23 protein-coding genes are annotated in these 26,338 nt (G+C 57.3%); 6 read left to right on the plus strand and 17 right to left on the minus strand.

Annotation, left to right across the window (positions count from 1 at the left end; all coding sequences use genetic code 11):
- Nucleotides 1-26: 26 nt before the first annotated feature.
- The gene (gene hrpA / locus M2Q46_RS08265; RefSeq protein ID WP_302357060.1) at nucleotides 27-3,818 is read right to left on the minus strand and encodes an ATP-dependent RNA helicase HrpA; all 3,792 of its coding nucleotides are present in this window, start codon (nucleotides 3,816-3,818) and stop codon (nucleotides 27-29) included.
- A gap of 72 nt (nucleotides 3,819-3,890) precedes the next feature.
- On the opposite strand from hrpA, the gene argA reads away from it, so the two are divergent.
- The 3 genes from argA to M2Q46_RS08280 all read left to right on the plus strand — a co-directional run bounded on the left by argA (nucleotide 3,891) and on the right by M2Q46_RS08280 (nucleotide 7,235).
- Nucleotides 3,891-5,246 (plus strand): amino-acid N-acetyltransferase, encoded by a 1,356-nt coding sequence (gene argA / locus M2Q46_RS08270; protein WP_009461662.1) that lies wholly within the window; start codon nucleotides 3,891-3,893, stop codon nucleotides 5,244-5,246.
- A 70-nt stretch (nucleotides 5,247-5,316) separates the two neighbouring features.
- Nucleotides 5,317-5,589, plus strand: a complete 273-nt coding sequence (locus tag M2Q46_RS08275; RefSeq protein WP_009461661.1) for an oxidative damage protection protein — start codon at nucleotides 5,317-5,319, stop codon at nucleotides 5,587-5,589.
- Between the two features lie 359 nt (nucleotides 5,590-5,948).
- Nucleotides 5,949-7,235 (plus strand): EAL domain-containing protein, encoded by a 1,287-nt coding sequence (locus M2Q46_RS08280; protein WP_302357061.1) that lies wholly within the window; start codon nucleotides 5,949-5,951, stop codon nucleotides 7,233-7,235.
- A gap of 61 nt (nucleotides 7,236-7,296) precedes the next feature.
- Here the strand turns inward: M2Q46_RS08280 and phoU are convergent, their stop codons facing one another.
- The 12 genes from phoU to alr form a co-directional block, all read right to left on the minus strand.
- Nucleotides 7,297-8,031 (minus strand): phosphate signaling complex protein PhoU, encoded by a 735-nt coding sequence (gene phoU / locus M2Q46_RS08285; protein ID WP_009461659.1) that lies wholly within the window; start codon nucleotides 8,029-8,031, stop codon nucleotides 7,297-7,299.
- Between the two features lie 87 nt (nucleotides 8,032-8,118).
- Nucleotides 8,119-8,802, minus strand: coding sequence for a ribose-5-phosphate isomerase RpiA (gene rpiA, locus M2Q46_RS08290; protein WP_009461658.1), 684 nt, complete (start codon nucleotides 8,800-8,802; stop codon nucleotides 8,119-8,121).
- Nucleotides 8,803-8,840: 38 nt separating this feature from the next.
- Complete coding sequence (locus M2Q46_RS08295; RefSeq protein WP_161808944.1) at nucleotides 8,841-9,200, minus strand: Spx/MgsR family RNA polymerase-binding regulatory protein; 360 nt, start codon at nucleotides 9,198-9,200, stop codon at nucleotides 8,841-8,843.
- Nucleotides 9,201-9,212: 12 nt separating this feature from the next.
- The gene (locus M2Q46_RS08300; RefSeq protein WP_009461654.1) at nucleotides 9,213-10,019 is read right to left on the minus strand and encodes an ABC transporter permease subunit; all 807 of its coding nucleotides are present in this window, start codon (nucleotides 10,017-10,019) and stop codon (nucleotides 9,213-9,215) included.
- A complete protein-coding gene (locus M2Q46_RS08305) occupies nucleotides 10,016-10,936 on the minus strand; it encodes an ABC transporter permease subunit (RefSeq protein ID WP_026484352.1) in 921 nt (306 codons plus the stop codon). The genes M2Q46_RS08300 and M2Q46_RS08305 overlap by 4 nt, the downstream gene beginning before the upstream one ends.
- Complete coding sequence (gene potA, locus M2Q46_RS08310; RefSeq protein WP_009461650.1) at nucleotides 10,933-12,063, minus strand: ABC transporter ATP-binding protein; 1,131 nt, start codon at nucleotides 12,061-12,063, stop codon at nucleotides 10,933-10,935. Before potA ends, M2Q46_RS08305 begins: the two co-directional genes overlap by 4 nt.
- 6 nt (nucleotides 12,064-12,069) lie before the next feature.
- Nucleotides 12,070-13,176 (minus strand): polyamine ABC transporter substrate-binding protein, encoded by a 1,107-nt coding sequence (locus M2Q46_RS08315; protein WP_060185758.1) that lies wholly within the window; start codon nucleotides 13,174-13,176, stop codon nucleotides 12,070-12,072.
- A gap of 77 nt (nucleotides 13,177-13,253) precedes the next feature.
- Entirely contained in the window at nucleotides 13,254-13,973 is a 720-nt protein-coding gene (locus M2Q46_RS08320; RefSeq protein ID WP_060185757.1) for a 3-deoxy-D-manno-octulosonic acid kinase, read from the minus strand.
- Nucleotides 13,974-13,982: 9 nt separating this feature from the next.
- Nucleotides 13,983-14,762 (minus strand): sulfite exporter TauE/SafE family protein, encoded by a 780-nt coding sequence (locus M2Q46_RS08325; RefSeq protein WP_009461644.1) that lies wholly within the window; start codon nucleotides 14,760-14,762, stop codon nucleotides 13,983-13,985.
- A gap of 5 nt (nucleotides 14,763-14,767) precedes the next feature.
- Nucleotides 14,768-16,153: a DNA repair protein RadA gene (gene radA, locus M2Q46_RS08330; RefSeq protein ID WP_009461642.1), complete on the minus strand. Its 1,386-nt coding sequence runs from the start codon at nucleotides 16,151-16,153 to the stop codon at nucleotides 14,768-14,770.
- Nucleotides 16,154-16,162: 9 nt separating this feature from the next.
- Nucleotides 16,163-16,879, minus strand: coding sequence for an SDR family oxidoreductase (locus M2Q46_RS08335; RefSeq protein ID WP_009461640.1), 717 nt, complete (start codon nucleotides 16,877-16,879; stop codon nucleotides 16,163-16,165).
- 18 nt (nucleotides 16,880-16,897) lie between these two features.
- A complete protein-coding gene (gene alr, locus M2Q46_RS08340) occupies nucleotides 16,898-18,028 on the minus strand; it encodes an alanine racemase (RefSeq protein WP_009461638.1) in 1,131 nt (376 codons plus the stop codon).
- Between the two features lie 70 nt (nucleotides 18,029-18,098).
- Between alr and hpnC the strand changes: the two genes are divergently transcribed.
- The 3 genes from hpnC to hpnE are packed head-to-tail and all read left to right on the plus strand — an operon-like array spanning nucleotide 18,099 to nucleotide 21,112.
- Nucleotides 18,099-18,959: a squalene synthase HpnC gene (hpnC, locus tag M2Q46_RS08345; protein ID WP_302357062.1), complete on the plus strand. Its 861-nt coding sequence runs from the start codon at nucleotides 18,099-18,101 to the stop codon at nucleotides 18,957-18,959.
- Between the two features lie 6 nt (nucleotides 18,960-18,965).
- Nucleotides 18,966-19,829 (plus strand): presqualene diphosphate synthase HpnD, encoded by an 864-nt coding sequence (gene hpnD / locus M2Q46_RS08350; protein ID WP_009461634.1) that lies wholly within the window; start codon nucleotides 18,966-18,968, stop codon nucleotides 19,827-19,829.
- Nucleotides 19,826-21,112, plus strand: coding sequence for a hydroxysqualene dehydroxylase HpnE (gene hpnE / locus M2Q46_RS08355; RefSeq protein WP_302357064.1), 1,287 nt, complete (start codon nucleotides 19,826-19,828; stop codon nucleotides 21,110-21,112). The genes hpnD and hpnE overlap by 4 nt, the downstream gene beginning before the upstream one ends.
- A gap of 310 nt (nucleotides 21,113-21,422) precedes the next feature.
- Here the strand turns inward: hpnE and speG are convergent, their stop codons facing one another.
- The 4 genes from speG to alaC form a co-directional block, all read right to left on the minus strand.
- The gene (gene speG / locus M2Q46_RS08360; protein WP_009461630.1) at nucleotides 21,423-21,980 is read right to left on the minus strand and encodes a spermidine N1-acetyltransferase; all 558 of its coding nucleotides are present in this window, start codon (nucleotides 21,978-21,980) and stop codon (nucleotides 21,423-21,425) included.
- A 311-nt stretch (nucleotides 21,981-22,291) separates the two neighbouring features.
- A complete protein-coding gene (gene thrC, locus M2Q46_RS08365; RefSeq protein WP_060185754.1) occupies nucleotides 22,292-23,701 on the minus strand; it encodes a threonine synthase in 1,410 nt (469 codons plus the stop codon).
- Nucleotides 23,701-24,999: a homoserine dehydrogenase gene (locus M2Q46_RS08370; protein ID WP_094196014.1), complete on the minus strand. Its 1,299-nt coding sequence runs from the start codon at nucleotides 24,997-24,999 to the stop codon at nucleotides 23,701-23,703. Before M2Q46_RS08370 ends, thrC begins: the two co-directional genes overlap by 1 nt.
- Nucleotides 24,996-26,183, minus strand: coding sequence for an alanine transaminase (alaC, locus tag M2Q46_RS08375; RefSeq protein WP_257724219.1), 1,188 nt, complete (start codon nucleotides 26,181-26,183; stop codon nucleotides 24,996-24,998). The genes M2Q46_RS08370 and alaC overlap by 4 nt, the downstream gene beginning before the upstream one ends.
- Between the last annotated feature and the right edge of the window lie 155 nt (nucleotides 26,184-26,338).

A 26,338-nucleotide genomic window follows, 5' to 3' on the forward strand; every position in this document is an offset into this window, starting at 1 on the left:
CCTGCAGATCTCAAACGGCTACCGTCTTAGCGTTGCAGCGCCGCCCAGGCTTTTTCCAGACGCTTGACCGAAACCGGCATGGGGGTGCGTAACTCTTGCGCAAACAAGGACACGCGCAGTTCCTCCAGCATCCAGCGAAAATCCCGCAAACCGCTATCGGTCGCACCTTTCAGCGCGGCAACGGCACGCTGGTACTTGGTCAGCAGAACCGACATATCCTGCATCAGGCGTTGATCGCGAGCCGGATCGGCACGCAGCTTGTCCACCCGTGTTTGTACCGCTTTCAAGTAACGCGGCATATGCGCCAACTGCGCGTATTCATTGCTTTCCAGAAACAAGGTCGGCATCAAGGCGTTCAATTGCTGCTGTATGTCTTTCAAAGCCTCGGGGTGGGCCTTGATTTGCGCCAGTTTCTTCTGGGCGGCACTCCATTCAGTCAGAATCTGCCCGGCCAGACGCGCCACTTCCTGGGCCACCAGACCCAGACGGCTGCGGCCCTCCTGCACGCGAGCCTCGAACTCGGCCTGGTTCTTGGGCCAGGGCTCCATCATGCAGGACTGCTCCAGAGCCACATCAATGATCTGATCACGCAATTGTTCCTGCGTCCCCAGATTGATGTACAGCATGCTGATACGAGTCAGGTCCGTAATGTTCTTTTCCAGAAAGCGCACCTGCTCGCGCAGGGCCAAACGGAACAAGCGGCGCAAACCCTGACGGTGCTGACGCTGGGCCTTAGCCGGGTCATCGAACACATCCAGATCGCAATGGGTTTTCTTGTCGATCAAGGCCGGGTAGCCAATAAAGCTGCGCCCCTTGCGTTTGATTTCCATCAGCTCGGGCAGTTCACCAAAGCTCCAGCTGGTCAGTTGCTCGTGATCCAGCACTTGCGCTACCTGTTCGTCGCTGGCGGCCATTTGCTGGAAGGAGGCCTGGGCCTGACGGCCATGCTCGGCCTTGAGCTGATCCAGATTGCGCCCGCCCGACAACATGCGGCCATGCTCGTCAATGACCCGGAAGTTCATGAACAAGTGCGTCGCCAGCGTCTCGGGTTTGAAGTCACTGCGCTGCGGCCTTTGCTTGAGCTGAGTCCACATATCCTGCGAAATGGCGTCCAGCAGGCTCATGCCCGGATCGGCTGCTTTTTCAAACCAGCGTTGGTGAAAGGCGGCAGCATAATCGGGCAGCGGCACACAATGGCGGCGGATGCGTTGTGGCAAGGATTTCAGCAAAGCCAGCACTTTTTCTTTCAGCATGCCGGGCACCAGCCACTCGCAACGCGCAGCGTCGATCTGATTCAAGGCGAACAAGGGAACACTCAAGGTCACCCCATCGCGCACCGAGCCCGGCTCGAAGTGATAATCCAGCGCCATCTTCACGCCCTGCCATTCAACGGAGCGCGGAAAGACCTCGGTGGTGATACCCGCTGCGTCGTGCTGCATCAGCTCGTCGCGGTTCAGCTCCAGGCCCTTGGCCTCCTCTTTGGACAAGCCCTTGAACCACTTTTCCAATGTGGCGGTCTGGTACACGTCCTTGGGGATGCGCTGATCGTAAAAGGCGTAGATCAGTTCCTCATCCACCAGAATGTCAGGACGGCGAGATTGGTGTTCCAAACGCTCTACCGCCTGTATCTGCTGACGGTTATGACGCAGGAAAGGCAGGTTGGAGTCGATCTCGCCTGGCACCAGAGCCTGGCGCAAGAACAACTCGCGGGCCTGCACCGGATCAATGCGGCCAAAGTGAATGCGACGGCCACTGTAAATCAGCAAGCCATATAAGGTAGCGCGCTCATTGGCCACTACCTGCCCGGCTTTCTTCTCCCAGCGCGGATCGCCCCAGGTTTTGCGCAGCAAATGGGCACCGACTTTTTCAATCCACTGCGGCTCGATACGCGCCACACAGCGGGCAAAGAGCCGCGTAGTTTCCATCAGCTCGCCCGCAAGTATCCAACGGCCTGCTTTCTTGACCAGCTTGGAGCCGGGGTGAATCACAAAGCGCAATTCACGCGTGCCTTGGTAGACACCCGTTTCTTCACTCTTGTAGCCAATATTGCCGATCAAGCCCGTCAACAAGGCCAGATGCACCTGCTCATACGTGGCTGCCGAGGGGTTGGCGACCCAGCGCTGCTCCTGTACCAGACTGCGTAATTGGGTATGAACATCTCGCCATTCACGAATACGCAAAGGGGACAGCAAAGCCTGTTTGACGCTATTGGCAAACTTGCGCTGCGAGCTTTGTTCCTGCGACAGCTCTTCCAACCAGTTCCATAGCTTCACATAGGACAGGAACTCGGACTTGTCGTCATTGAAACGGGCATGGGCCTGATTGGCTGCTTCACGCTCATGGACAGGACGATCACGCGGATCTTGCACGGACATGGCCGAGGCCACGATCAGCATTTCCGTCAAACAATGATGTTCATGACCGGCCAGAATCATGCGGGCCACACGCGGGTCCACGGGCAGCTTGGCCAGGGAACGGCCCACCTTGGTCAGGCGCTGCTGTTCATCCAGCGCACCCAGCTCTTGCAAAATTTGATAGCCATCGGCAATCGCCCGGCCAGTGGGCGGCTCCACAAAGGGGAAGGTTTCCACATCGTCCAGATGCAAGGCCTTCATGCGCAGAATCACCGAGGCCAGCGAGGAACGCAGAATCTCGGGATCCGTAAAGGGGGGGCGGCTCTTGAAATCCTGCTCGTCATACAGACGAATACAGATACCGGGCCCAATACGACCGCAACGCCCTGCCCGCTGGCTGGCCGAGGCCTGACTGATCGCTTCAATACGCAGTTGCTCGACCTTGTTGCGCCAGGAATAGCGCTTGATACGCGCCAGACCACTATCGACCACAAAGCGAATGCCGGGCACGGTCAGCGAGGTTTCTGCCACATTGGTCGCCAGCACCACACGGCGCGCATTGCCTTTGGGTCGGAAAATACGTTCCTGATCCGCCTGCGACAGACGCGCAAACAAGGGCAGGATCACGGTATTGATGGGCTTTTCTTTTTCCAGCGCCTCGGTGGCTTCGCGGATTTCACGCTCACCAGGCAGGAAGACCAGAATGTCGCCCGTACCATGCCGGGCACATTCCTGCACCGCATCCACAATGCCTTGCATCAGATCCCGCTCCTCCTCGGAGGCGGAACGGCGTTCTTCGGCATCGACCAAAGACGGGTCCAGAATCGGGCGGTACACAATATCGACGGGATACAGACGGCCCGACACTTCAATGACAGGCGCCTTCCTGCTCTTGTGGGCAAAGTGCTGCGCGAAACGCTCGGCATCAATTGTGGCCGAGGTAATAATCAGCTTCAGGTCCGGACGACGTGGCAACAGTTGCTTTAAAAAGCCCAGCAGAAAGTCGATGTTCAGACTGCGTTCATGGGCCTCGTCAATAATGATGGTGTCATAGCGGCTTAACAGGGGATCGCGCTGGGACTCGGCCAGCAAGATCCCGTCTGTCATCAATTTGATGGCTGAGCGCGGTCCGGTCTTGTCGTTAAAGCGGATTTGGTACCCTACCCAGTCACCAATCTCCGATTGCAGCTCCTGGGCAATACGCTTGGCGACCGACGTGGCGGCCAGACGGCGCGGCTGAGTATGACCAATAATCTTGCCCTGCAGGCCACGGCCCAGCTCCAGACAGATTTTGGGTAATTGGGTGGTTTTGCCCGAGCCGGTTTCACCACACACAATGACCACCTGATGGTCTTTGATCGCCTGCGCAATTTCGGCCCGTCGGGCGCTGACTGGCAGGTCATCAGGGTACGAAATTGTTGGTAAAGAGTGTGGGTTTTCAGTCAATTCGTCGGACTCGTGCATGAAAGGTAGTTTCTGGTACAGACATCATTATAATTTTGGCTTGAAACCATTTGGACGCAAAGATCCCCCGCAATGAACACAGACATCCCCGACTCGTACAACGCCATCGAACCACCTGATGAATCCCAGGCACAATTTGTGCGATGGTTCAGGGAAGTGGCGCCTTATGTACACGATTTTCGTGGCAAGACGTTCGTGGTGGCCTTTGGGGGCGAGCTCATCAACGATGGACTGCTCTACACCCTGATCCCGGATTTGTCGCTGCTGTCAGCACTGGGCATCAAGCTGGTGCTGGTGCATGGCTCCCGCCCCCAGGTCAATGAGCAACTGCGCCTGAAAGGCGAAACCACGCAATTTGGTCGCGGTACCGAGCCAACCAGTGCGGTCGCTCTGGAATGCGCCAAAGAAGCCGCTGGTGAAATTCGCCTGGACATTGAAGCCGCATTCAGCCAGGGTTTGCCCAACACCCCCATGTCACATGCCCAGATTCGCATCATTTCGGGCAACTTTGTGACCGCGCGTCCGGTGGGCGTGATTGATGGCCTGGACTTCAAGCATTCTGGCGCGGTACGCAAGCTGGACGTGGACGCCATGCGGCTGATCATGAGCCAAGGAGCGCTTATTCTACTCTCCCCATTGGGTTTTTCTCCAACTGGCGAGGCCTTTACCCTGGACATGGAAGATCTGGCCACCAGCACGGCCATCGCCCTGCGCGCTGAAAAGCTGATTTTCCTGACCCCGGAGCATATCGGGCACTCCAATAATCTGGATATCGATTCGGAGCTGGCTCGTGCCGATGCCGACTCCCTGCTGGCCTCGGGCAAGCTGGACGAGGACTGCTCCACCTTCCTGCGCTACGCCTCGCAAGCCGTCAAACGCGGTATTGCCCGTGCGCACCTGGTGCCCTACAAGCAGGACGGCAGCATTTTGCTGGAGATCTTCACCCACGATGGGGTGGGCACCATGGTGGTGGAAGACACACTGGACGATTTGCGCCCGGCCAATCTGGACGATGTGGGTGCAATCGTGCAACTGATCGAACCCCTTGAAATTGACGGCACCCTGGTCCCCCGCGGCCGTTCGGTCATCGAGCGCGAGGTGGAGCAGTTCACGGTTCTGGAGCACGACGGCATTATTTACGGCTGTGTGGCATTAATTCCGTACGAAGAAGAAAGCATGGCCGAAATGGCCTGTCTCATCGTGCACCCGGAATGGCAAGGCTCGGGCGAAGGTGAAATTCTCTTGCGCCATACCGAAGCCAAGGCCCGTGCGGCCGGCTTCAAGCGTCTTTTTGTGCTGACCACCCGCACGTCTCACTGGTTTATCAAGCGTGGCTTTGTACAAGGTGGCGTGTCCGATCTGCCCAAGGGCAAGCAGTCCCATTACAACCGTTCGCGCAACAGCATGGTCTTTATTAAAAAGCTGTAAGCCGGTTTGACCCTCCTGCGCCCCTAAGTACAATACGCCCATCCAAGCATTTGATTGAAAAGGAACACATATGGCACGCATGATTCACTGTGTGAAGCTGAAACAGGAAGCCGAGGGCCTGGAGTTTCCCCCCTACCCCGGCGAGCTGGGCACCAAGATCTGGCACTCGATTTCCAAACAGGCCTGGGCCAACTGGATGGACGTGCAAACCCGTCTGGTGAACGAGAACCGCCTGAACCTGGCCGATGCCCGTGCCCGCACGTATTTGAAAGAACAGATGGAGCAGTATCTGTTTGAAGACAAGGACGTGGAAGCCGACGGTTTTACCGCCCCTTCCGCTTAAGTCCCGATTCAGGACACGCACGCAAACCCCGGAGCATTACCATCGTGCTCCGGGGTTTCTTTATTTTTGCCCCCGCCTTTCCCCGCATTCTTATCAAATAGCCCCACCTTCAGCACGCAGCCAAAACGTAATTAAATGAAACGCTGCGCGACAAGTTAGTTTCAGACTGGTCAAAAATCAAAAGAAATGGGATTTTTCTACAGTTACCTGAAGCCCTAAGGCACAAAATCACGGCTGGCCTTGATGCGCATACAGTGCCCAAGCCACACCGGCCCATCACGTGTCCATGTCTGAGCAGCCTTGCGCCGAGCCCTGCACAGCACCGCCGCTTACTGCTTTACCCACAGGAAAAGAAGTTCATGTGCCGCCTAGACCTACCCGAGATTGACCAGTACTCCACTCACTTGCGCCTGTGGCTGGTCAACCTGAGCTATTTGGAGGCTTTGTATGGGCCGCAGTTTCATGCTTTTGTGCTGGATACCGTGCAGCAAAGGCTGCTGGACTGTGGGCTGACTGCCAATGAAATCTTTATCCGGGGAGATTTTGTCCTGATTGCCTTGAAGCAGTTGGGCAAGCAACACCGCTTTCAGCGTACCCATCCCAATGCCCTGGCCCAATTGCTGGGTGCGGCACTGGAGTGTGACCCCATCACCCAGGATGAGCACCGCATCTACCTGCACACCCAGATGGCTTACCACTACGATAGCCGTCAGTACGACACGAATCAGCTCCACCCTCCCGCTCCCAACCCCTGCTCTCATAATCACCCAGCCACGCTGGCCGCCTGGCACAAGGTCTGGGCCAAGACGTACCGGGACGATATGAGTCTGGCAGTTCGCATGCTGGATGATTTACAGAATGGGCTGCTGGCCCTGGCCTTTCAGCCCATCTATCACCTGGGCGAAAAACACAAGAACAAGAACTTTTATGAAGAAGCCTTGATTCGTCACTGCGGCACGGCGGATTACTCTTTACCCGAGGCCATCGCCGCTCTGGAGCGGCTAGGTCTGGTGTCCCGGCTGGATCGCAGTGTCTTGGGCAGTGTGGTGGAGCTGCTCAGTACAAAACCCGGTCTTTGTCTGGGAGTGAATATCTCCGCAGGCTCCCTGCAGGACGATTTGTGGTGGCAGGATCTGTTCAGCTATCTGGACAGTCGCCCGGATGTGGCCCAGCGCCTGATTCTGGAGGTGACGGAAACCGGCACCATCGCCCACAAGCCCACGGCGCTGCGCCTGATTGCCCAACTGCAAAACCTGGGGGTACGGATTGCTCTGGACGACACGGGATCGGGTAATAGTACCCTGGCCTTTCTGGTGCAGACCCATGCCGACATTATCAAAATTGACCGCTCGATCTTGCTGCGGGCACGCAGCCCCGGTCAGCCAGCCCATTTGCTGCGCAATCTGGTCAATGTCTGCGCCGATTACAGCCCCTACGTGGTAATCGAAGGTGTCGAGGACGAGGCTGATCTGGAGTTTGTGCGCCAGTCCGGTGCGCACGGCGTGCAGGGCTATCTGCTGGCCTTGCCAACGCTGACCCCGCCCTGGTGGAACTCAGCAGTATTGATTACGGTGCAGGATGCGGTACTGCTACGTACCCAGTTCTATCCTGACCGAGCCCCCCAAGGCTACGGCTTTAGTTTTTGAAAAGCAAACAAGCCTTGCATGGTGTCATGCAAGGCTTGCAGCAAGAAGGCCCGGGTCGGAATCAGGCTTTGTCTTCGGATTCCGGTTCTGGCAAGGGTTCACCACGTGCAGTACGCTCGGTGTTCTTCACACCGGTGTGACGCACGTCGTCACCACGCACCATGTAGATCACGCGTTCAGCCATGTTCTTGGCGTGGTCGCCAATACGCTCCAGCGCACGGGCGATAAAGATCAGATCAATGGAGTGCGAAATCGTGCGTGGATCTTCAATCATGTAAGTGATGATGTGACGCAGCGAACCCTTCCACTCACGATCCACTTCCTTGTCGCTACGCACAATCTGTGCTGCGTGTACGGCATCCTGGCGCGCAAAGGCGTCCAGCACATCGTTGATCATGCCAGCGACTGAGGAGCTCATGTGGCGCAGTTCCACCACGGGCTCGTAGCCAGCGGTACCTTCGTGCAGACGGCGAGCCATCTTGGCGATGCGCTCGGCCTCGTCCCCGCAGCGTTCCATATCGGTCAGCATTTTGGAGATGGACAGCAGCATGCGCAAGTCAATGGCAGTGGGTTGATTACGGGCGATCAGGTTGGTGATACGCTCGTCAATTTCCACTTCCAGGCGGTTGATTTCTTTTTCACGCTCGCGAACCTGGTCAACCAGCGACATATCCCCGGTTTGCAGGGCTTCGGTCGCACTGCGAACCATAGATTCAACAATACCGCCCATCTGCAAGAACAGCGAACGGGTGGCCTCCAGATCGGAGTGAAACTGCTTATTGGTATGTTCGTTCATAGTGGCCTTCTGTAACAGCAAAATGGCTCGCGCCAGCGCTTAATCCGTGCATAGATTAAGCACCGATTATGACAGAGACATTAAAATTCAGAAACCGTCGCCAGGCAGGGTACGCACACCCTGTTGACCGGCAATCAAGGCCACGCTGGCTGGGGTAATCGCGAACAGGCCACAGCACACCACACCGGGCATATTGTTGATCTGGGCTTCCAGAGCAGCCGGGTCTGCAATCGACAAACCGGACACGTCCAGAATCAGGCCACCGTTATCGGTGACAAAGCCCGTACGCTCGACGGGATTACCGCCCAAGGCGCGCAATTGGCGAGCCACGGCATTCTTGGCCATGGGGATGACTTCCACCGGCAAGGGGAACGCACCCAGGCGATCCACCAGTTTGGAATCGTCCACAATGCACAGGAACTTGTCCGAGACCGAAGCCACGATTTTCTCGCGGGTCAAAGCGCCACCACCGCCCTTGGTCATGTTCAACGCCGCATCGATTTCGTCGGCACCGTCCACATACCAGTCCATGCGTTCGATGGTGTTCAAGTCTTGCACTGCAATACCCAGACTTTGCAGGCGAGCGGTCGAGCGCTCCGAGCTGGAAGCAGCAGCCTTGAAGGCATGTTTGTGCGCCGCCAGAGCATCAATAAACAAATCAACCGTGGAACCCGTACCCACACCCAGAATGGAATCCGGGGTCAGGAAAGGAAGGACGTAATCAACCGCAGCCTGAGCCACCTGTTGTTTGAGTTCGGTCTGTGTGTACATGGCAGATATAAAAATGGGGGGGCTTGGCCCCCCTTGGTTTACTTAAGAAAACGAGCGGCAAATTTGCCTTCGTTGAAACCCACGCTGACCTCGCCCTCGGGCGTAATCAGCAAGGGGCGGCGCACCAGCGCCGGAAATTCAGCAATCAAGGCCAGCCATTGGGCATCGTCCTGCGGCTCTTTACGTTCTGCAGGCAGATTACGCCAGGTCATGGAGGCACGGTTGACCAGCTTGGGCCAGCCACCCAGCTCCTGCGCCCATTGTTGCAGGCGGGCCGCTTCCAAGGGATGTTCGCGGTAATCCACAAAGTTCAAAGGCAGACCGTTTTGCTCAAACCAGGCAATCGCCTTTTGGCAGGTGCTGCAATTTTTCAAACCATACATCGTGAACACGGCAATACTCCTTATCAATCAGGCGCGACGCTCGCGGCGTACCTGCAAGCGGCTGGCGACCACAACAAAAATACCAATCACCAAAATCAGCAGGGTCGCCAACGCGTTGATCTCGGGCTTGAGACCCAAGCGTACGCGCGAAAACACTTCCACCGGCAAGGTGGTAAAGCCCGGACCGGACAGGAAGGAGGCGATCACCACATCGTCCAGCGACAAGGTAAAGGCCAGCAACCAGGCCGCCATCAAGGCAGGCACGATCGAAGGCAGGACCACCTGGAAAAACGCCCTCAAGGGGGTGGCACCCAAATCAAGCGCCGCTTCTTCCTGAGAGCGATCCAGCTCACGCATACGCGATTGCAGAATCACGGTCGCGTACGCGGTGCACAGCACCACGTGACCAATCCAGATAGTGAAGATACCGTTCTGTTCCGGCCAGCCAAACAGGGAGTTCAGCTCCACAAACATCAGCAGCAGGGAAATACCCAGCACCACTTCCGGGATGACCAGCGGTGCACTGACCAGACCGATATACAGAGCGAAGCCCTTGAAGCGTCCCATACGGGCCAGTACATAGGCGGCCCAGGTGCCCAGAATGGTGGCCATGGTCGCGGTCAGCACGGCTATCAGGAAAGACAGCTTGGCAGCACTGAGCAGCGCTTTATCCTGAAACAGGGACTCGTACCAGCGGAAGGAAAAACCCGACCAGGACGTCATGATGGCCGATTCATTAAATGAAAAGACGATCAGGAACAGGATAGGAATGTACAGAAAACCAAAGCCCAGCGTCAGGACGATGGCACGCAGCCAGGGATTAGGCTTGGTCATGAGCGGCCTCCCCGTTGCGCTTCCATCTGTCGCATCTGGCTGTACTGGAAGAAAATCAAGGGAATGATCAAGAGCAGGACCATCACGCAAGTAACGGCAGCAGCCATCGGCCAGTCCGCATTATTGAAGAACTCGGTCCACATGACACGGCCCATCATCAAGGTGTCAGCCCCACCCAGCATTTCCGGAATCACGTACTCACCTACGGCCGGAATAAACACCAGCATGGCACCGGCAATCACGCCGGACATGGACATGGGCAAGGTGACATTCCAGAACGCCGACCAGGGACGCGCGCCCAGATCGTAAGCCGCTTCCAGCAAGCGCATATCCAGCTTTACCAGATTCGCATACAAAGGCAGGATGAAAAATGGCAGATAGGCATAGATCAAACCGATATAGACGGCCAGATCGGTGCGGTAGATTTCCAGCGGCGCATCAATAATACCTATCCACAGCAAGACCTGATTGAGCAGGCCATCGCCACGCAAAATGCCTACCCAGGCGTAGACACGCAGCAGCATGGAGGTCCAGAAAGGCAGAATCACCGCCAGCAACAACAGACTACGCACGGCGGGTGAAGAGCGCGCAATGTAGTAAGCCACCGGGTAGCCGATCAAGATACAAAAGATCGTGGTGACGGCAGCCATCTTCAAGGAGCTGACGTAGGTGGCCAAATACAGATTGTCGCTGAACAGCAGGATATAGCCGCGCAGGTTCAGTACAAAGGAAATGCTTTCCTCGGCAAACTGAGCCAAGGGCGTATACGGCGGCACCCCGAAATCAAGATCGGCAAAACTGATCTTGAGCACGAGCAAAAATGGCACCAGCAGAAACAGGATCATCCACAGGAATGTGGGTGCGACCACCAGCGTGCGACTGGTAGGCAGCAGTTTGCGCCAGGACAGGTTCTTCATGTGCTCAGTACCGTTGCGCTATCGTCGGACCAGGACACGTAGACCTCTTCGTCCACGCCGGGAGCATCTGGCTGGGCCAAGGTGCCACTGGGCATTTGCGCTTCGATCAGCATGCCGGCGTCCAGACGAATCTGGTAGCGGGTGTAGCTCCCCATCCAGGACACGTGGGTCACAATGCCGTGGCCCCAGTTGGTGTCCTCGGAAGGCAACTCACGACTCACCTTGATCTGCTCGGGACGAATGGACACATACACGTCCATGCCCAGCGGTTCGCTGATCCCGTGGCTGACATACAAGGGGCGGTTTAACTCCTCGCACTCGATATGAACGTGGTCCGGTTCGTCCACCGTCACTACGCCGGTGAACAAATTGGTGGAACCGATAAAGCCCGCTACAAAGCGCGAGTTCGGGAAGGAGTACACATCGTAAGGCGTACCGGACTGGATGATCTGCCCATCGGACATTACCGCCAGTCGGCTGGCCATGGTCATGGCCTCTTCCTGGTCGTGAGTCACCATAATGCAGGTCACTCCCACACGCTCCAGAATCTTGACCAGCTCAATCTGGGTTTTCTGACGAATCTGCTTGTCCAATGCGGACATGGGTTCGTCCAGCAAGAGCAGCTTGGGACGCTTGACCAGGCTACGCGCCAAAGCGACACGCTGTTGCTGCCCGCCTGACAACTGATTGGGTTTGCGGCGTGAAAAACCCGCCATCTGCACCAGATCCAGGGCTTCAAATACGCGTTCGTGGATTTCGTTGCGGGGCACGCCTTCCTGCTTCAAGCCAAAAGCCACATTGGCCTCAACCGACATGTGCGGAAACAGCGCGTAGGACTGGAACATCATATTGACCGGCCGCCGGTAAGGCGGCAGGTCGGTAATATCCTCGTTGTCCAGATAAATCCGACCGGAAGTCGGCTCCTCGAAACCTGCCAGCATACGCAGCAAGGTGGATTTGCCACTGCCTGAACTACCCAGCAGCGCAAAAATTTCGTGACGGGCGACGTCCAGACTTACAGACTGGACGGCCACCGTATCGCCAAAAATCTTGACGACTTCGTCCACACGCACGAAAGCATCCTCGCCATCCATCCAGGGCGAGGTTCCGGTACGGATATCTTGCATGATGCCTTAACGTCCAGACTTGAGTTCAGCCCACAGGCGCGTTTGCAGACGCTGCACCTTCAGTGGCTGTGGTTTGATGACGAACAAAGTCTTGGAGACTTCGGGCGAAGGGTAAATCATGGGGTTGTCAGCTACTTCCTTGACCACGAACTCGCGCGCATCTTTATTGGCGTTCGGGTAGAACATGGTGTTGGTAATGGCGGCATGGACTTCCGGCGTTTCAATGTAGTTGATGAAGGCGTGAGCCTCTTTCACATTGTTCGCGCTCTTGGGAATGGCCATGGTGTCAAACCAGACCGGCGCCCCGCCTTGCGGAATGTAGTAGTCGATGGCGTACGGCTTTTTAGCCTGGCGCGCACGGTCAGCCGAAATCATCACGTCGCCGGAGAAACCGTAGACCATGCACAGATCACCCGCAGCCAGCTCGTCGATATAGCCCGAGGAGCTGAACTGACGCACGTAAGGACGGATTTGCTTGAGCAAGTCCAGGGCTTCGCGATAATCGGCTTCATTGCTGCTGTTGGGGTCTTTGCCAATGTAGTGCAGCACGGCCGGGAACACCTGGGCGGCTTCGTCCAGAATGGAAATGCCACAGCCTTTCAGCTTCTCGGCGTTTTCAGGCTTGAACAGCATGTCCCAGTTGCCCAGGTCCACCTGCTCGCCCATGATTTCCTTGACCTTGGTCACGTTGTAGCCCAGGCCATTGGTGCCGTAGCCCCAGGGAATCAGGTATTCATTGCCGGGGTCCACATCGGAGAGCAGCGCCATGATGTCCGGGTCCAGATGGGACCAGTTGGGAATCTGACTTTTATCCAGCTTCTGGAACAAACCGCCTTCGATCTGACGCGCTGCGTAATGCGTGGAGGGAACCACCACGTCGTACCCCGACTTGCCCGTCAACAACTTGGCTTGCAAGGTGTCGTTATTATCGTAAACGTCATAACGCACGGTAATGCCCGTGGCTTTCTGAAAGCCGGACAAGGTATCGGGGGCCGTATATTCAGCCCAGTTATAGACGTTAACAACCTGATTTTGTGCCTGTGCAACAGGCATGATGGCAGCAGCGGCCAGCAGGCCGGCGAGTACCTGTGGTGTGTTCATCCCAAAAGACATCACGAGTCCCCTTCCTATCGAAAGCGAAAAACCCAAAAGGCGAGATGATAAAGCTTTTTTAAAGCCCGTAGTCGTAATTAACGCTGCGTTTGGTGACGGTAAGCAGAAAACATCTGCTGCCACCACTGATCGCCACGCGGCCCACACACTTTGAGCAAAGATCGTCTCAGGCGTTGCACATTACCCAGCGCCTGGGCGGGGCTGACGGGCCCCTGTCGTGCACGGTCAAAATCGATCAGCCAGACTTTGTCATTCGCATCCAGCAAAATATTGTAGGCGTTAAGGTCAGCGTGCCAAACCTCGAATTGGTGCATGCGGACAATCTCGTGTGCCACCGCTTCGGGGGAGGCACGGTCCAGGCACAAAGTCAAAGGCTGCACATCGGGCACACGCTGGCTTATCAGGGCCGCATGGTACCAAAAACCCTGTTGCCACCATGCGCCCGCCAGCACTTTGGGGACGGCCAAGCCCTTGTTGTGCAAATAAGACATCACCTGAAATTCTCGCCAGCTGCGAGTCCGCGATGCCCCTTGCCACAAGTAGGAAGACTCATTGAAGCGAGCCACCAGGCCACCACGGCGGTAGTGACGCAGCACCGCCTGACCAAAGGGCCCGTTCACAAACCAGGCTGCCTGACGACCGCCCTGTCCCACCTTGCTGGCCTGGTCGCCATACGAGGCGGCCTCGAACCAGCGCTGCAAGGCCTCGGGTTCCAGATCCAGCTGATTGGCCAGCTCCGGAGCCAACAAGGCACCGCCACCGGGCAAAGAATAGACAGTTTCGGATTGGGTGCTCACAGCAGCTCCTCAGGCACGAACCAGCAACAGGGCCATGATCAATACCAGCATGCAGGCAAAAATAAACTTCAGACGATTCTCGGGCAAACGATAGGCCAAGCGCACGCCAAACGGCACCAGCAGCAGGCTGCCTATCGCCATCGGTATGCCGACCTGCCAGGTAGCCTGACCATGAAACGCGTACGTCGCCAAGGCGACCAATGTGCCGGGAATAATCATGGACAGTGCCAAGCCTTGCGCACCGGTCTGGCTATAACCCATACGGCTGGTCAGGAACGGCACCACCAGCACCGCACCGCCCACACCAAACACGCCTCCGGCCAAGCCCGCCATCATGCCTACCGCGATATACCACAGCTGGCCAAACGACTCCGGGTCCGGACGCGGCTTGTCACTGCGACGACGCCGCCGGGAAAAACCCAAACTCTGGTCGAAATAATACAGGGCAATGGCCATCACAAATACAGAGTAAATGCGACGCAGCAAGATCGCATCCATGCCCAGAGCCAGACGTGCGCCCAGCCAGGTAAAGATGATGGAGGAGATCGCCCCCAATGCTGCCCGACGAAAATCAATATGGTTGCGACGATGGTACTGACGCACGGTCAGCAGCACCGCAGGCACCACCATGATCAAAGCCGTACCTTGAGCGGTTTGCTGATCCATACCCAGAATCAGGCCCAGCAATGGAATAGCCAGCAAGCCGCCACCGATCCCCAGGACCCCGCCGGTATAGCCAATAAGCGCGCCTCCCAGCAAGCAGGCCAGGATCAACTCAATACTTATCATGGCGGTTACAGATTACGCAGACGGTCGACAGCGTCTTCCACCCGGTCTACCGCCCAGATTTCCAGGCCTTCGATCGCCTGACGCGGGGCGTTGCTCTTGGGAATCAAGGCAATGCTGAAGCCTAATTTGGCCGCTTCGCGCAAACGCTCCTGCCCACGCGGGGCCGGACGAATTTCACCGGCCAGGCCGATTTCCCCAAACACGACCAGGCCACGTGGCAAGGGGCGGTTATTCAGGGAGGACAAAATAGCCAGCAACACCGCCAAGTCAGCGGCTGGCTCGGTAATCTTGACGCCCCCTACAGCGTTCACGAACACGTCCTGATCGTAAGTGACCACGCCAGCATGACGATGCATCACCGCCAGCAGCATGGCCAGACGGGAGCTTTCCAGCCCCACAGACAGGCGACGCGGATTGGGTACATGGGCCGAGTCCACCAAAGCCTGAATTTCCACCAGCAAAGGCCGTGTGCCTTCCTGAGTAGCCATGACGCAGGAACCGGCTACTGACTGGGAATGCTGGGACAAGAACAGGGCCGAAGGATTGCTGACTCCTTTCAAGCCTTTTTCCGTCATGGCAAACACGCCCAATTCATTTACCGCACCAAAGCGGTTCTTGAACGCGCGCACCATGCGGAAGGAGGAATGGGTATCCCCCTCGAAATACAGCACCGTATCCACAATGTGCTCCAGCACACGCGGACCGGCCAAGGTCCCGTCTTTGGTGACGTGACCGATAAAAATCATGGAAGTACCGCTCTGCTTGGCCAGACGGGTGAGCTGGGCCGCACATTCACGCACCTGCGATACCGAGCCTGGGGCCGCACTGAGCTGATCGGAATACAGGGTTTGAATCGAATCGATTACCACCACGCTAGGCTGGTGCGACTGCAAGGCCTGGCTGATGGATTCCAGACGAATTTCAGCCAGCAGATCCACACCTTCGGTAGGCACGCCCAAACGGCGAGCACGCAAGGCGACCTGCTCGGCGGACTCCTCGCCCGTCACATACAGAACTTTGGTTTGCTGGGCCAAGGCTGCCATGGCCTGCAGCAGCAGCGTGGATTTACCGACACCGGGATCGCCCCCGATCAGGATCACGCCGCCTTCCACCAGGCCACCGCCCAGGACACGATCGAACTCGCCTATGCCTGTGGGCACACGCGGCAGTTCCCGTGCCTGCACATCGGAAAGACTTTGGACCGGGCTGGAGCCAGCCAGGGAAGCAAAACGATGCGCACTGGCCGCAGCCGGTGTCTCTACCGTTTCCTGCAAACTGTTCCAAGCCCCGCAGGCCGGGCATTTGCCCGCCCACTTGGGTGTATCTGCCCCGCACTCCGTGCAAACAAATACAACTTTGGCCTTGCGGGCCGCACGAGTACTGGTGGCCATAGAAATTCCTTAACGTCCGGCCAAGCTGCCACCGCCATCCACGCCCAGGTTCTGGCCGGTGATATAAGCGGCTTCATCGCTTAGCAAGAAGGTAACCGCAGCAGCCACTTCGGCCGCCTGCCCAAAACGTCCCAAAGGAATGGAGGACAGGCTGCGCTGTTCGGCTTCGCTGCCGACGGGATGATTGGCACGGAACAATTCGGTTTCGATCGGACCAGGAGAGACCGCATTGACGGTAATGCCGTAAGGAGCCAATTCCAGTGCCCAGGTGCGGGTACAACCCAGCAAGGCACTTTTGGCCGCGGCATAGCTGGTGCGATCGGAACCGCCGTGCACAACACGACTGCAAATATTGACGATGCGGCCTTCCTTGCGCGCTTTCATCGAAGGGATGAAAGCCTGGGCCACTTGCACCGCCACACGTACATTCAGGTCAAACACCTGATAAAGATTGCCCAGGTCCACCTGACCAATCGGTTCGGGCGCGACCATACCTACGTTGTTCACTACCGCATCAACGGGATATTTTTCGCGGATAACGCGCAGCATTTCCTCGGTTTCGCCTGCATTGCTCAAATCGCAGGAGTACAGATATCCGGGGAAATCAATGCTTTCGGTGTGGCGGGCCAGACCCACAACGTGGGCCCCGGCATCGGCCAGCCTTTGGCTGATTGCCCAGCCGATTCCTTTGGTAGCACCGGTAACGAGTACACATTTATTTTTCATGGCTATGCCTTGTTGTTGTTAATCCTGGATGACGCGCGGCACGCGTGGGGCGACCGCGCAAATCAATTCGTAGCCCAGGGTTCCGGCTGCCGCAGCAACCTCATCCACACTGGGCCCGCCTTGACCGAACAACACCGCCTGACTGCCTACACCGGCGGCGGGCACCGGGGTCAGGTCGACTGCCAGCATGTCCATGGACACACGACCGAGCAAACGAGTGCGCACCCCATTCACGGTAATCGGGGTGCCAGTTCCCGCGTGACGCGGGTAACCGTCGGCATAGCCACAAGCCACCACGCCAATACGCATGGCCTGCTCGGCAATGTACGTATGGCCGTAGCCAATGCCCTCGCCCTGCTTGACGCCGCGCACGCTGATCAGCTCTGCGGCCAGAGTCATACCAGGCTGCAGGCCGAAGTCCTCGGCGCTGATGTCCGCAAAAGGAGAGCTGCCGTACAGACAGATACCGGGGCGTACCCAGTGATCCGGACCGGAGGGCATGTATGCACCCAGGTCAGGGCTTAGTGTTGCCGCTGAATTACACACACTGACCGGGCCCGGCAAGCCGTCGGTGATCCGGTTAAAGCAGCGAATCTGCTCCAGCGTGGCGTCGATATTGTCGTCAGCGCGCGCAAAGTGCGTCATGCGCCCCACGGTTCCCAGCTTACCTGCCTTTTGCAGACGCTGAGCGCGCTCGAAGGCGGCGGGGTAATCGTCCACGCTGAAACCCAGACGGTTCATGCCGCTATTGAGCTTGACCATGGCATTCAAGGCCACCCCGCCCTTCCACTGCTCCAGCATCTTGAGCTGCTCGTGGCAATGAATGACAGTGGTCAGGCCGAACTCGGCCAGCACATCCAGATCTTCAGGCTGGAAAAAACCTTCCAGCAACATGATGGGGCCGGTCCAACCGGCAGCCCGACAACGTATGGCTTCTTTCAGGTCCAGCATCGCCATGCCTTCGGCGGCACTGAATGCCCGCACTGCATTTTCGATGTCATGACCGTAAGCATTGGCCTTCATGACGGCCCAGATATGGGGCCGTTTTACGCCGGATGGAGCCGTGGCGTTATTCAGGCTCTGAATAACCATATCGAGATTGTGACGCAGTGACGCAATATGAATGGTGGCCGAGATAGGACGTGGCATGGTTCTCCCCGAAGCAATACGAAAGTCTAAACCAGCCCTAGTGGAAACGAAAGCCGTATACTGGCGGACTATGTCTATCGAGCACTATGAAAACTTCCCTGTCGCCTCTGTGCTGCTACCTCGTCGGCTACGCCGACCGGTCACCGATATTTATCGTTTTGCCCGCAGCGCCGACGACATTGCTGATGAAGGCGATTTAAGCGCTGCCGAGCGCCTGGAACTGCTGGCGCAGTTCGAAGCCGGAATAGAACAACTGCAATATCACCAGCCCGTCCTGGCCGATACCCAGCACAGTGAAATTTTTGTCCCTCTGGCCAGCAGCATCAGCAACTTCCAGTTGCCTCTCAAGCCTTTTCTGGACCTGCTGTCTGCGTTTCGCCAGGATGTCACCACTCATCGCTATAGCGATATGGCCCAGGTGCTGGATTACTGTACCCGCTCGGCCAATCCGGTCGGCCGTTTGATGCTGCATCTGTATCAAGCCCACAGCCCGGAGCTGGTCGAGATGGCCGACTCCACCTGTACCGGGCTGCAACTGGTTAATTTCTGGCAGGACGTGGCACTGGACTGGCACAAGAACCGTGTCTATATCCCGCAAGACCTGCTGGCCCAATATGATCTGGATGATGATTACATCCAGGCCCGTACCCAGCTGCTGCGTCAGCCCGAGGCCGATGCCCGCTGGCAGGAAATGATGCAGTTGCTGGTTACCGATGCCCGTCAACGCCTGCAAGCCGGGCTGCTGCTGTCCAGCCATCTGTCCGGGCGCATCAGCCTGGAACTGAAAATGATGGTATTGGGCGGCCTGCGTATTCTGGAACGCCTGGAAGCGGTAAAGTTTGATGTCTTCAGCCATCGTCCCACCCTGTCCCGCCTGGACTGGCTACGCCTGATTACCCGCGGCTTGAGCCGTACCCCTTACCGACCCTGAACGTCCATGAGCCCAGACGAGTATTGTCAGAACAAGGCAGCCCAGAGCGGCTCCAGTTTTTACTACGCCTTTTTGTTTCTGCCGCCTGAACGCCGCCGTGCCATCACGGCGCTGTACGCGTTTTGCCGCGAGGTGGACGACGTGGTGGACGAGGTTCACGAGGAATCGGTTGCCCGCATGAAGCTGGTCTGGTGGCGCACGCAAGTGGCCGATCTGTACGAAGGCCGTGCCCATCACCCGGTCATGCAGGCTCTGGCGCCCCATATCAAAGCGTTCGACCTGCCTCAGGACGAACTGCTGGCCGTGATTGACGGCATGGAAATGGATCTGGACCAGGTGCGCTACCAAAGCTGGAGCGAGCTGGAACGCTACTGTTGGCACGCCGCCAGCGTGGTGGGACTGCTGTCGGCGCGTATTTTTGGCCAAACCCAGGAACAGACCAGCGATTATGCCCAAAAACTGGGCCTGGCTTTTCAGTTGACCAATATCATCCGTGATGTGGGCGATGACGCTCGTCGTGGCCGCATCTACCTACCCCAGGAAGATCTGGACAAGTTTGGTGTGTCACCTCACGAGATCCTGGATCAACAGCATTCGGAGCGCTTCGAGGCCCTGATGGCCTTTCAAACCGAACGCGCCCAGGACTTGTACCGCCAGGCCATGCGTGCCCTGCCCGCTGTGGATCGCCGGGCACAACGCCCAGGCCTGTTGATGGCCGCCATCTACCATGCCCTGCTGGTGGAAATTGCCAATGATCGTTGGCATGTGCTGGAACAGCGCATTTCGCTGACACCCATTCGTAAATTCTGGTTGGCCTGGAAAACCTGGGTATCGGGCGGCCGCAGCTTGCAACGCAAACTGGGCCGATGAAAGTCGCGGTTATCGGGGCGGGCTGGGCGGGCTGTGCTGCCGCCTGGCGGCTGAAGACGCAAGGCCATCAGGTCAGTGTCTTTGAAGCCTCGCGCCATATAGGCGGGCGTGCCCGCCGCATCCACAGCCCCAATCTGGGGCGTGATACCGATAATGGCCAGCACATCATGCTGGGCGCCTACTCCGTCATTCTGGGTTTGATGGGGGAAATCGGACTGGACGAAGCATCCCGTCTGGAACGCAAGGATCTGGACGTGATCTCGGCCGATGGGCGCTTTCGCCTGCGCAATCGCCCCTTGCCTGCCCCCTTCCATTTATTGACTGGCCTGCTGGGCGCCCAGGGCCTGAGCTGGTCGCAGAAAATCAAGCTGGCACGTTTTTGCCGCTGGCTGATGAAACAGCAATGGCGCACCCCGGATGGTCTGACGGTTTTGCAGCTCCTGGAGCAGCATCAGCAAGACAGCCATGTCATCCGTTTGTTCTGGCAGCCGCTCTGCGTGGCGGCCATGAACACGCCCATTGAGCAAGCCTGCGCCCAACTCTTTGCCCATGTCTTGCGCGACAGCCTGGGCGGTCCCCGGCAAGCCAGCCAAACCTTGATTCCCTTGATGGATTTAAGCCAGCTCTGGTGCGAGCCCGCCCTGCGTGACATTCAGCTACAGCTGGGCCACAGAGTACAAAGACTGGAACTGACAGAGTCAGGTGTACAAATTGACGGCCTGCAGTTTGATGCAGCCATTGTGGCCTGCCCGCCCGTCCAGGCTGCGCGCCTGCTGCATAGCCTACCCAGCAGCCCGGCCAGCGAACAACTGCTGGCCGATCTGGAAGCCTTCAGCTACATCCCTATTGCCACCCTGTATCTGGACTTGGAACAGGCCTGGAATCTGCCCCATTCCATGTTGATGCTGGACGATAAAAGCGGCAGTGGTGGCCAATGGCTGTTTGATCACAGCGCCCTGAAACCGGGCAGCGGTGAAACGCTGGTGGGGATCGTCATCAGCGATGCTGTGCGCCTGCAAGCGCTGGACCGCGAGCAAGCCATTGCCGCGATCATCGAGCAGGTACGCAGCCAGACCCGGCACCTGAAAGCCATGCCTGCCATACGGGCCAGCGAGCTGATTATCGAAAAACGGGCCACGTTTGCGGCTGTGCCCGGTCTGCGTCGCCCTTCGGTAGCGACACCTTGGCCAGCTATTCGCCTGGCAGGCGACTGGACCGATACCGGCTACCCCGGTGTGCTGGAAGGCGCTGTGCGCAGCGGTCTGAAAGCGGCACATCTATAAGCACCAGCTCTGAGCGCATCACAGCTGGAAAGAATCTGCCGAGTAACCGTCTTCCCTGCCACCCGTTTATCCAGCTCTTGCTCTACCGCCGACCGAGCTCTGCTTGGTGTAGCCTGGCTTGAACCGTGGGCTCGGCTTTGGCAACTACTCTGACTATTACGACATCCGACCTTTGCAAAGCGGTCCTGCACAAACCAGCAAACACTCACTACGCATCAAGGCAATCAAACAGAGTCATGCCCAGAAACCCGGCCATCAGCGAAGGCCTCGTTTAAGACACCCGTAACACAAGCGCTATTGAGGCAAAACACTATTGTGCCGACGGTGTCAGCAAAGTTTGCGCAGGCTTATGAGCGGCCAGAAACTCCGATTGAAACAGGCACATGCGCACCACATCCCGATATTGGCCGTTAATGAAGAATTCGTGCTTGAGCTCGCCTTCCACCTGAAAACCAAACTTCTGATAAATGTGAATGGCCTTGTGGTTTTCCTTGTCTACAATCAGCACGATCTTGTACAGGTTCAGCACTCCAAAGCCGTACTCGATAGCCAGCTTGGTCGCCCGCGAGGCAATGCCCTTGCCCTGGAACTCCGGCGCAATAATGATCTGGAACTCTGCCCGGCGGTGTACATAATCAATTTCCACCAGTTCCACCACGCCGGACGGCTGCCCTTCCCACTCCACAACGAAACGACGTTCACGCTGATCGTGAATATGCTCATCGTACAGAGCCGCCAGCTCGCCATAGGTTTCGTAAGGTTCCTCGAACCAGTAGCGCATCACGCTGGCGTTATTGTCCAGCAAATGCACAAAGCGCAAATCTTCGCGCTCCAGCGGGCGTAATTTAACGTGAGTCGTTTTACTCATGATTTTTCTATCCTTTCTCTATGTTCGATAGACGAGCCGCCTATCTGCCTATACCAAAGGCCATAGACATCATGCCCGCATATCGTGTGTTTTTGATGAAGGCCTGATAGAAAAAGTTCAGTTGGCTGCAAAACCGCAGCCCGACCAGTCTTGCGGCAAAACCGGCCAAAAACGCAAAAACCCCGATTTCTGCTTTCCTGCATAGCAAACTGAACATCAGTCAGGCCAGCAGGAATATCAAAATCGGGGTTTGAAACTACTACCTAGCCGCTATGGCTGCGCCAGCCCGGAGCTAGCGCAGGTAGCGGGCATCAGGTTGGGGCGTGTTCCTCGATGTAGCGACGTACTTGAGCTACATCCGAATCCATCACCACCACCTTCTGTGGCAAGTCTGCCAGACCGGTCAGGTGCGCAGGCACCGGAGCGGGCTGACCAATCGCTTCTTCGATTGTCTCGGAGAACTTGGCAGGCAGCGCGGTTTCCAGCACCAGCATGGGGATGCCTTCTTCGCGGAAGTTCTGAGCCACCTTGACGGCGTCTGCCGTGTGCGGGTCGATCAGAGTCTGGTACTGCTTGTTCACCTGAGCAATGGTGTTCAGACGATCCTGGTGCGAGCTGGCACCAGCCACAAAGCCGAACTCTTCCTGGAAGCGTGGCAGATGCTCGCTCAGGTCGAATTGGCCTTCTTTGGCCAGCTGCTCCCACAATGCCTTGACCTTGCTACCATCACGGCCCAGCAAATCAAACACAAAGCGCTCGAAGTTGGAGGCACGGGAAATGTCCATGGATGGGCTGGACGTGGCGTAAGTTTGCTCGGAACCACGGGGACGATAAATACCGGTGCGGAAGAACTCTTCCAGCACGTTGTTTTCGTTGGTGGCCAGAACCAGCTTGGCGATAGGCAGCCCCATCTGACGAGCAATGTGGCCCGACAGAATATTGCCGAAGTTACCCGAAGGAACGGCAAAAGAGACTTTCTGACCCGCCTGGCTGGTGCTTCGCAGCCAGCCCCAGAAGTAGTACACCACCTGAGCCGAAATGCGGGCCCAGTTAATGGAGTTCACGGCGCCCAAATGCCATTTGGACTTGAACTCCAGATCACCCGCCAAGGCCTTGACGATGTCCTGGCAATCATCGAACACACCTTTCACCGACAGGTTGTGGATGTTTTCGTCTTGCAAGGAGTACATCTGAGCGCGTTGGAAAGCACTCATGCGACCGTAAGGCGAGAGCATGAACACGCTGACGCCACGCTTGCCGCGCAAGGCGTATTCAGCCGCCGAACCCGTGTCGCCAGACGTGGCACCCACAATGTTCAAGGTGCTGTTGCGCTGTGTCAGCACGTATTCGAAAACCTGGCCCAGGAACTGCATGGCCATGTCTTTAAAAGCCAGGGTTGGGCCTTGGGACAAGCCCAGCAAGGAGAAACCGGGTTCCAGTTCCTTGACCGGTACCACCTGCTCGCTGTCGAACACGCCGGGGGCATAAGCACGTGCCGTCAAGGCGGACAGTTCATCAGCCGGAATATCGGTGACGAACAGGCCCAGCACTTTGGCGGCCAGTTCGGGGTAGCTCAGGGCGCGCCAGGACTCCAGCGTTTCTGCACTGACTTGAGGGTAGCTCTCTGGCATGGCCAAACCGCCATCCGGAGCCAAGCCTTCCAGCAAGATGTCCGAAAATGGCTGGGCCTTCATGCCGCCACGAGTAGAGATGTAATTCATTACAGGTTCTCCACGCGCAGACGGGTCACGGCAGACTGAACAAAAGGCAGATTCTGAATCTGGCTGATCGCGCCATTGATGGCACCTTCACGCGCTTCATGCGTCAGGAAGATGATGTCAGCCTGTTCACCGGCTGGCTCCTGGAACATGGAACCGATCGAGATCGAGGCTTGCGCCAGAATGCGAGCCACGTCAGCCAGCACGCCAGGACGGTCATCCACACGCAAGCGCAGGTAGTACGAGGACACCACTTCATCCATAGGCAGGATGGGCGTATCGGACATGGCGTTGTGCTGGAAGGCCAGGTAAGGCACGCGATGTTCCGGTTCTGCCGTTTGCAGACGGGTCACATCCACCAGGTCCGCCACCACCGCCGAGGCGGTTGGCAAGGCGCCGGCACCGGCACCGTAGTAAACGGTTTGGCCCACGGCATCGCCATGCACCAGCACCGCGTTCATGGCACCTTGGACATTGGCCAGCATGCTTTGCAGTGGAACCAGTGTGGGGTGAACGCGCAGTTCGATACCTTCTTCACGGGCGCGGGTAATACCCAGCAGCTTGATGTTGTAGCCCAGGCGTTGTGCGTGTTGCAGGTCTTCCAGTGCCAGGCTGGTAATGCCTTCCACGTGAGCCTTGCTAAATTGCACGGGGATACCAAAGGCCAGGGAGGCTAGCAGGCTCAGCTTGTGCGCAGCGTCCACACCTTCAATGTCGAAAGTAGGATCGGCTTCGGCGTAACCCAGACGCTGGGCATCGGCCAGGGCTTCAGCAAAGCTGACACCACGGTTGCGCATTTCGGACAGGATGTAGTTGGTGGTGCCGTTGATAATGCCGGCCAGCCACTGAATACGGTTGGCCGTCAGGCCTTCGCGAATTGCCTTGATGATAGGAATACCACCGGCCACAGCGGCTTCGAAGGCCACCATGACGCTACGCTCGTGAGCAGCGGCAAAAATCTTGTTGCCATGCTTGGCCAGCAGCGCCTTGTTGGCGGTGACCACGTGCTTGCCCTGGGCAATGGCTTCCATGACCCACTCGCGTGCCAGGGTGTCGCCACCCACCAGCTCGACCACAATATCGATCTCGGGGTTGCGCACCACATCCATGCCGTCTGTGGTCAGGGTGACGTCGTCCCCAACCAGCGCACGTGCCTTTTCCAGGTCACGCACAGCAATAGCGACCACCTCAATACGGCGACCGGCGCGGCGAGCAATTTCATCTGCATTGCGTTTCAATACGTTCCAGGTGCCGCTGCCAACCACACCCAAACCCAGCAAACCTACTTTGATAGGACTCATTGAACAAATCCGTCCTTACGGAACATTTCTTTGATGCCGCGTACCGCCTGACGGGTACGTTGCTCGTTTTCGATCAGCGCAAAGCGCACATAGTTGTCGCCATACTCACCAAAGCCGATGCCGGGGGATACGGCTACTTTGGCATCGCTCAGTAAGCGCTTGGCAAACTCCAGCGAACCGATGTCCTTGTAGAACTCGGGAATCTTGGCCCAGATATACATTGATGCCTTGGGGACATCGACCATCCAGCCTGCTTCATGCAGGCCCTTGGCCAATACGTCGCGACGGCGGCGGTACTGCTCCACCACCTCGCTGACACAATCTTGTGGTCCTTCCAGCGCCGCAATGGCGGCCACCTGAATCGGTGTGAAGGTACCGTAGTCGTGATAGCTCTTGATACGTGCCAGGGCATTGACCAAGGACTCGTTCCCCACCATGAAGCCAATACGCCAGCCGGCCATATTGTAGCTTTTGCTCATGGTAAAAAACTCGACCGCGACATCGCGCGCACCATCCACCTGCATGATGGAGGGGGCCACGTAGCCGTCAAAGGTAATGTCGGCATAGGCCAGATCGTGCACCACCAGAATATTGTGCTCGCGTGCCAGCGCCACAATACGCTCAAAAAAGGACAGTTCCACACACTGGGCCGTCGGATTGCTGGGAAAACCCAGAATCATCATTTTGGGCTTGGGAATGGACTCCCGCACGGCTTTTTCGATTTCCTCGAAAAAGTCCACGCCGGGGACCATGGGCACCGAACGGATATTCGCGCCGGCAATGACGGCACCATATATATGAATCGGGTAGCTGGGGTTGGGCACCAGAACGGTGTCGCCCTTGTCCAGGGTTGCCAGCATCAAGTGGGCCAGACCTTCTTTGGAACCGATGGTAACGATCGCTTCACTATCAGGATCCAAGTGCACATTGTAGCGGCGCTCGTACCAATTGGTCACGGCTCGGCGCAGACGCGGAATGCCTTTGGAGACAGAATAACCATGAGTGTCCGGGCGGGTGGCCGCCTCGACCAGCTTTTCCACGATGTGCGCCGGTGTCGCGCCGTCCGGGTTCCCCATGGACATGTCGATAATGTCCTCGCCACGACGGCGGGCGGCCATTTTCAGCTCGCCTGTAATGTTGAACACGTAAGGCGGCAAACGCTCGATGCGCGGAAAGCGAATCATGACATTCCTTGAGAAGAAAACAGCGAAGACCCAAACCAAAAGGTGCGAAGTAAATCAAAGAGTTTAATCCATGATTGACTTACTGAGAATCACTGCAAACAGATCAGGTGCCGCATCGTCCCTGACTCTTTGCGCTATCATCGACCCTGTAACGG

Source organism: Alcaligenes sp. YSL9 (genome assembly GCF_030515105.1).
In the GTDB taxonomy this organism is placed as follows: Bacteria; Pseudomonadota; Gammaproteobacteria; order Burkholderiales; family Burkholderiaceae_B; genus Alcaligenes; species Alcaligenes phenolicus.